The sequence below is a fragment of the Delftia sp. ZNC0008 genome, from assembly GCF_000799035.1.
In the GTDB taxonomy this organism is placed as follows: Bacteria; Pseudomonadota; Gammaproteobacteria; order Burkholderiales; family Burkholderiaceae_C; genus Comamonas; species Comamonas tsuruhatensis.
Window position 1 is genome coordinate 1 of sequence record NZ_JTKZ01000652.1, and the last position, 5,420, is coordinate 5,420.

Annotated in this window: 4 protein-coding genes and 1 pseudogene; 3 read left to right on the top strand and 2 right to left on the bottom strand. The window is 72.0% G+C overall.

Annotated elements, in window-relative coordinates:
* Positions 1-1,033 (top strand): efflux transporter outer membrane subunit (locus tag L995_RS21155; RefSeq protein WP_047473507.1); only part of this gene is annotated, 1,033 nt, incomplete at its 5' end.
* 7 nt (positions 1,034-1,040) lie between these two features.
* On the opposite strand, the gene L995_RS21160 is transcribed toward L995_RS21155, so the two are convergent.
* Positions 1,041-2,060 (bottom strand): LysR family transcriptional regulator, encoded by a 1,020-nt coding sequence (locus L995_RS21160; RefSeq protein ID WP_047473514.1) that lies wholly within the window; start codon positions 2,058-2,060, stop codon positions 1,041-1,043.
* Between the two features lie 114 nt (positions 2,061-2,174).
* On the opposite strand from L995_RS21160, the gene L995_RS21165 reads away from it, so the two are divergent.
* Together L995_RS21165 and L995_RS21170 are read left to right on the top strand one after the other, a co-directional pair.
* On the top strand, positions 2,175-3,398 hold the full coding sequence (locus L995_RS21165) for a M20 aminoacylase family protein (protein ID WP_047473509.1): 1,224 nt from the start codon (positions 2,175-2,177) through the stop codon (positions 3,396-3,398).
* 52 nt (positions 3,399-3,450) lie between these two features.
* Complete coding sequence (locus L995_RS21170) at positions 3,451-4,455, top strand: Bug family tripartite tricarboxylate transporter substrate binding protein (protein WP_047473512.1); 1,005 nt, start codon at positions 3,451-3,453, stop codon at positions 4,453-4,455.
* Between the two features lie 16 nt (positions 4,456-4,471).
* Here the strand turns inward: L995_RS21170 and L995_RS21175 are convergent.
* Positions 4,472-5,420: pseudogene (locus tag L995_RS21175) on the bottom strand (DNA mismatch repair endonuclease MutL); the annotation flags it as partial.

The window sequence follows — 5,420 nt, forward strand, 5'->3', positions numbered from 1 at the left end:
GTTCGGCCGCATTTCCCAGGCGGCCGACGCATCGCGGCTGGACGCCGAGGGCCGCGAGGCCCTGCTGCAAAGCACGCGGCTGGCCGTGCAGGCCGAGGTCGCGCAGACCTATCTGCAGCTGCGCGCGCTGGACGCCGAGCGCGCCCTGATGCGCGAGACCGTGGAGGCCTACCGCGACACGCTGCGCCTGTCGGAGCGAAGGCTGCAGGCCGGCGACATTGCCGAACTGGACGTGGCGCGCATCCAGGCCGAGCTGTCGGCCACCGAATCGGACGCGCTGGCGCTGGACCGCCAGCGCGCCCAGGTCGAGCATGCGTTGGCAGTGCTGGTGGGCGACTCGGCCTCGCGCTTCGGCCTGGGCGAAGGCGCCTGGACCACGGCTCTGCCCGCCATCCCAGCCGGCGTGCCGGCCACGGTGCTGATGCGCCGGCCCGACATCTCGGCCGCGCAGCGCGCCGTGTTCGCCGCGCAGTCGCGCGTGGGCGTGGCGAAGACGGCATGGTTCCCCAGCATCTCGCTGACCGGCGCGGCCGGCCACGCCTCGCCCGAGGTCGGTGACCTGTTCAAGTGGTCCATGCGCTCCTGGGGCGTGGGCGCCCTGCTGTCGCTGCCGCTGTTCGACGGCGGCCGGCGCGAGGCCGGCGTGCAGGCTGCCGGCGCACAGCTCGATGCCGCGCTGGCCGCCTACCGCCAGCAGGCGCTGGTGGCCTTCCAGGAGGTGGAGGACCAGCTGTCTTCCATCCGCATCCTGCAGGAGCAGTCCACCGTGCAGGGCCAGGCCGTGGTGGCCGCCCAGCGCGCCACCAGCCTGTCGGACACGCGCTACCGCAATGGCTACGTCAGCCAGCTGGACCTGCTGGATGCGCGCCGCAGCGAGCTGCGCAACCGCCGCCAGGCGCTGCAGGTGAAGTCCGCGCAGTACCAGGCCGCCGTGGGCCTGATCCGCGCGCTGGGCGGGGGCTGGGATGTGCCGGCTGACGTGCCGGCCGGCGAATCGGCGAACGTGCCGGTGGCCCAGGCCACGTTGCGCTGAGGCACCCTCAGGCCAGCACGTCAATGGAGCGGAACACGCGCTGCAGCACCGGGTCCGGGCTGTGGCGGCAGGCGTGGACCTGCTCCATGAGGTGGTGCACGAAGCGCTCGGCCACCCAGGGCAGGGGGCCGTGGCCGCGCTGGACCACGCCCACCGTGTGGGGCTCGAACTGCTCGCGCAGGGACAGCGGCACCAGGGTGCCCTGGGGCACGCCCGATTCGATCAGCGGCCAGGGGCACAACGAGAGCATGTCGCTGTGCGCGATCAGGTGCAGCAGCAGCGATGCCGAATGCACCAGGTGGATGTGGCCCACGGGCACGGGCAGGCCGTGGCGCAGGAACAGGCGCCGCACCAGGTCGTCTTCTTCAGGCGGCGTGTAGTTGAGCAGCCAGTCGCAGTCCATCAGCTCGGCCAGTGAGCGGGCGCCTGCCAGCGGATGGCCCGTGCGGGCCACGACGGTGGCGTCGTAGCGGAACAGCGGCGTGCCATGCAGGTCGCCGCCCGAGGGGCCCGAGGGCACGCGGCCGATCAGCAGGTCCAGCGTGCCTTCGCGCAGGCGCGGATGGGCCACGGCCGACAGGCCCTCGAACAGCTCCAGCCGCACCTGGGGCAGTTCGGCGCGGAAGGCGCGCAGCACATGGGGCAGCAGGCTCTGGCCCACCCAGGGCGTCACGCCCACGGACAGGCGCGCCACGGCGCAGGTGTCGCGCAGGCGGGCCATTTCATCCTCGGCCTGGGCCATCTGCCCGGTGATCAGCTGGGCATGGCGCAGCAGCGTGCGCCCGGCCGGCGTGAGGACGATGCCGCTGCTTTGGCGCTCGAACAGCGCAAGGCGGTGGCCTTCCTCCAGTTCGCGCAGGGCCTGGGTGATGGCCGACTGGGTGATGCCCAGCGCGCGTGACGCGGCGCGCACGCTGCCGCAGCCGGCCACTGCGACGAGGTAGCGCATCTGGTGCAGCTTCATGGCGGGACCGGCATCGGGGTGGGGCTGGGAATTCATGGGCCGATCTTGCAGGTTTCGTGCCATGTGTGCCATGCCCGTGATTGGCGCGTGCAGGTGTTCAGGGGATGACAGGCAATGCCTGGCAGGGCAGGCGCTGGCGGTCTTCCGCCCGCTGCCCACGCTTCCTAGACTGCGGGCATGAACATTGACCCGCCCGTTTCCACCACGGCCGAAGCCGCCGATCCGGTGCTTGCCGGCATTCGTGCCACGCAGGCCGAGATGGTGGCCCTGCGCCATCACCTGCATGCCCATCCCGAGCTGGCCTTCGAGGAGTTCGCCACCAGCGACTTGGTGGCCGAGCGCCTGGCCTCCTGGGGCTACGAAGTGCGCCGGGGCCTGGGAGGCACGGGCGTGGTCGGCACGCTGCGCTGCGGTACGGGCACGCGGCGCCTGGGCCTGCGCGCCGATATGGATGCGCTGCCCATCCACGAGCAGACCGGCCTGCCCTACGCCAGCCGCCATGCGGGCCGCATGCATGCCTGCGGGCACGACGGCCATACCGCCATCCTGCTGGCCGCCGCGCGGGAGCTGGCCCAGGCACGCGGCTTCGACGGCACGCTGCACCTGATCTTCCAGCCGGCCGAGGAGGGCCTGGGCGGCGGCCGCAAGATGGTGGAGGACGGCCTGTTCGAGCGCTTCCCCTGCGATGCCATCTTTGCGCTGCACAACATGCCGGGCTTTGCCGAGGGGCAGTTCGGCTTTCGCGAGGGCTCGTTCATGGCCTCGTCGGACACGGTGATCATCACCGTGCGCGGCAAGGGCGGCCATGGCTCGGCCCCGCACCTGTCGGCCGACCCGGTGGTGGCGGCGGCCCACCTGGTGCTGGCGCTGCAGACGGTGGTCTCGCGCAATGTCGATCCCCGCGACATGGCCGTGGTCAGCGTGGGCGCCATCCATGGCGGCGATGCGCCCAACGTGATCCCTGGCGAGGTGGAGCTGCGCCTGTCCGTGCGCGCCTACCGGCCCGAGGTGCGTGCCCTGCTGCGCGAACGCATCACCGCGCTGGCCCATGCCCAGGCCGCCACGCTGGGGGCCGAGGCCGTGGTGGACTACCGCTGGCGCTATCCGGCCCTGGTCAACGATGCGGCCAGCACGGCCTTCGCCCGCGAGGTGGCGCGCGACTGGCTGGGCGAGCAGGCGCTGATCCCCGGCCTGCAGCCGCTGACGGGCAGCGAGGACTTCTCCTTCATGCTCGAACAATGCCCGGGCAGCTACCTGATCGTGGGCAACGGCGTGGGCGACACCCATGGCACGGGCGGCTGCATGGTCCACAACCCCGGCTACGACTTCAACGACCGCATCCTGCCGCTGGCTGCCACCTACTGGGTGAAGCTGGCCCGGCGCTTTCTGTCCGCCGCCTGAGGCGCCGCGCCCGCACCGGATTCCTTTCACGACTTCACCTGCGATTGCCACCATGCGCACTGCATTTCCTCTCTCCTCCGAGGCCCGCCAGGTCCTGAGCCGCCGCAGCCTCCTGGGCGCGGCCGCGCTGGGGCTGGTCCTGCCGGCCGCTGCTCAGGGCAGCTTCCCCTCCAAGCCCTTGAAGCTGGTCGTCGGATACCCGGCCGGTGGTTCGGTGGACCTGGCCGCCCGCGTGGTGGGGGATGGGCTGGCCGCGCGGCTGCGCGGCACGGTGGTGGTGGACAACGTGGGCGGGGCGGCCGGCGCCATTGCGGCCCAGCGCGTGGCCTCGGCACCGGCCGATGGCTACACGCTGCTGGTGGGGGCCAGCAACGAGCTGGTGGCCACGCGCATCGTCAACCCCGCGCAGCGCTATGACGGGCGCCGCGATTTCACGCCGCTGGGCCTGGTGGCCACCAGCCCGCTGATCCTGGCCGCACGCCCCGGCCTGGGCGTGAAGACCCTGGCCGAGCTGCTGGAGCTGGCGAAGCGCCAGCCCGGCAAGCTCAGCTACGGCAGCTCGGGCGTGGGATCGACCCTGCATTTCGCGGGAGAGCTGCTCAACCAGCGCGCGGGCATCTCCATCGCCCATGTGCCCTACCGCGGCGTGGCGCCGCTGACCAGCGACCTGGCGGGCGGCAGCCTGGACCTGGCCGTGCTCTCGCCCACGGCGGCGCAACCGTTCCTGCAGAGCGGGCGCATCGTGCCGCTGGCGGTCACCAGCGCGCAGCGCCTGTCCGCCTTGCCCCAGGTTCCGGCCATGGCCGAGCTGGCGCCGCTGCGCGGCTATGAATTGGTGGGCTGGTTTGCGCTGATGGCGCCGCGCGCCCTGCCTGCGGACACGGCCCAGCGCATCACCGCTGCGCTGCAGGAGGCGCTGGCCGAGCCCGCCGTGCGCAAGCGCCTGGAAGATGCCGGCATGGTGCCGGCCACGGGCCGCGAGGACCTGGCGCGCCTGATCGCCGAGGAAGACCGCAAGTACGAGCAACTCGCGGCCTTCGCAAAAATGCGTGACTGAGTGTTGCCGGGGCGGTTTACCGGCCGCGCAGGAACAGCGCGTCCAGCTCCTTCATGCTCATCTGCCGCCAGGTGGGGCGGCCGTGGTTGCATTGGTCGGAGCGTTCGGTGACTTCCATCTGGCGCAGCAGGGCGTTCATCTCGTCCAGCGTGAGGCGGCGGTTGGCGCGCACGGCGCCGTGGCAGGCCATGGTGGCCAGGATCTCATTGCGCGCGCGCTGCACCACGGTGCTGGCGTCGTGCTGGGCCAGCTCGGCCAGCACGCTGCGCGCCAGCTCCACGGCATCGCCCTGGGCCAGGGTGGCGGGCACGGCACGCACGGCCAGGGTCTTGGGAGAGAAGGGCGAGACTTCCATGCCCAGCGCCTGCAGCGTGTCGCCATGGGCCTCGGCCGTGGCCACTTCCTCGGGCGTGGCGGCGAAGGTGGCGGGAATCAGCAGCGGCTGGCTGGGGATCTGTTCTGCCGTATTGACGGCATTCTTGAGCTGCTCGTAGACGATGCGCTCGTGCGCCGCATGCATGTCCACCACGACCATGCCCTGGGCATTCTCGGCCAGGATGTAGACGCCGTGGATCTGGGCGACGGCGCGGCCCAGGGGCCAGACGGGCTCGTCGGACGCTGCCGGGGCCGCTGCGGATGATGTGCGGGGCGCAGAGAAATCCGCAGGAGCAGGCTCGGCAACGGCAACAGTCGGGGACTGGACGGCCGGCGCGTAAGCCGGGGGCGCGTAGCTGACGGGGGCCAGGGCAGCAGTGGGCACAGCGGGTACGGCGAGCACGGCTGGCTGCTCGGCGGCCAAGGCCTGGGCCGGACTTGCAACCGTTGCGGCTGCGGACTCGCGCATGGGGGCCCACAGCCCCGCCATATTGCTGACCTTGTGGCCGCCTTGCTCATCGCCAAAGCTCATGCGGGCCTGGGGCCAGGCGGGCATGGATGCCTTGGGCGCCGTGGCCGGCGCTACGCGG

Excerpts from the sequence above, each read along its gene's own strand:
- L995_RS21160 (WP_047473514.1), bottom strand. The coding sequence starts at position 2,060 with ATGGCACGAAACCTGCAAGATCGGCCCATGAATTCCCAGCCCCACCCC.
- L995_RS21165 (WP_047473509.1), top strand. The coding sequence starts at position 2,175 with ATGAACATTGACCCGCCCGTTTCCACCACGGCCGAAGCCGCCGATCCG.
- L995_RS21170 (WP_047473512.1), top strand. The coding sequence starts at position 3,451 with ATGCGCACTGCATTTCCTCTCTCCTCCGAGGCCCGCCAGGTCCTGAGC.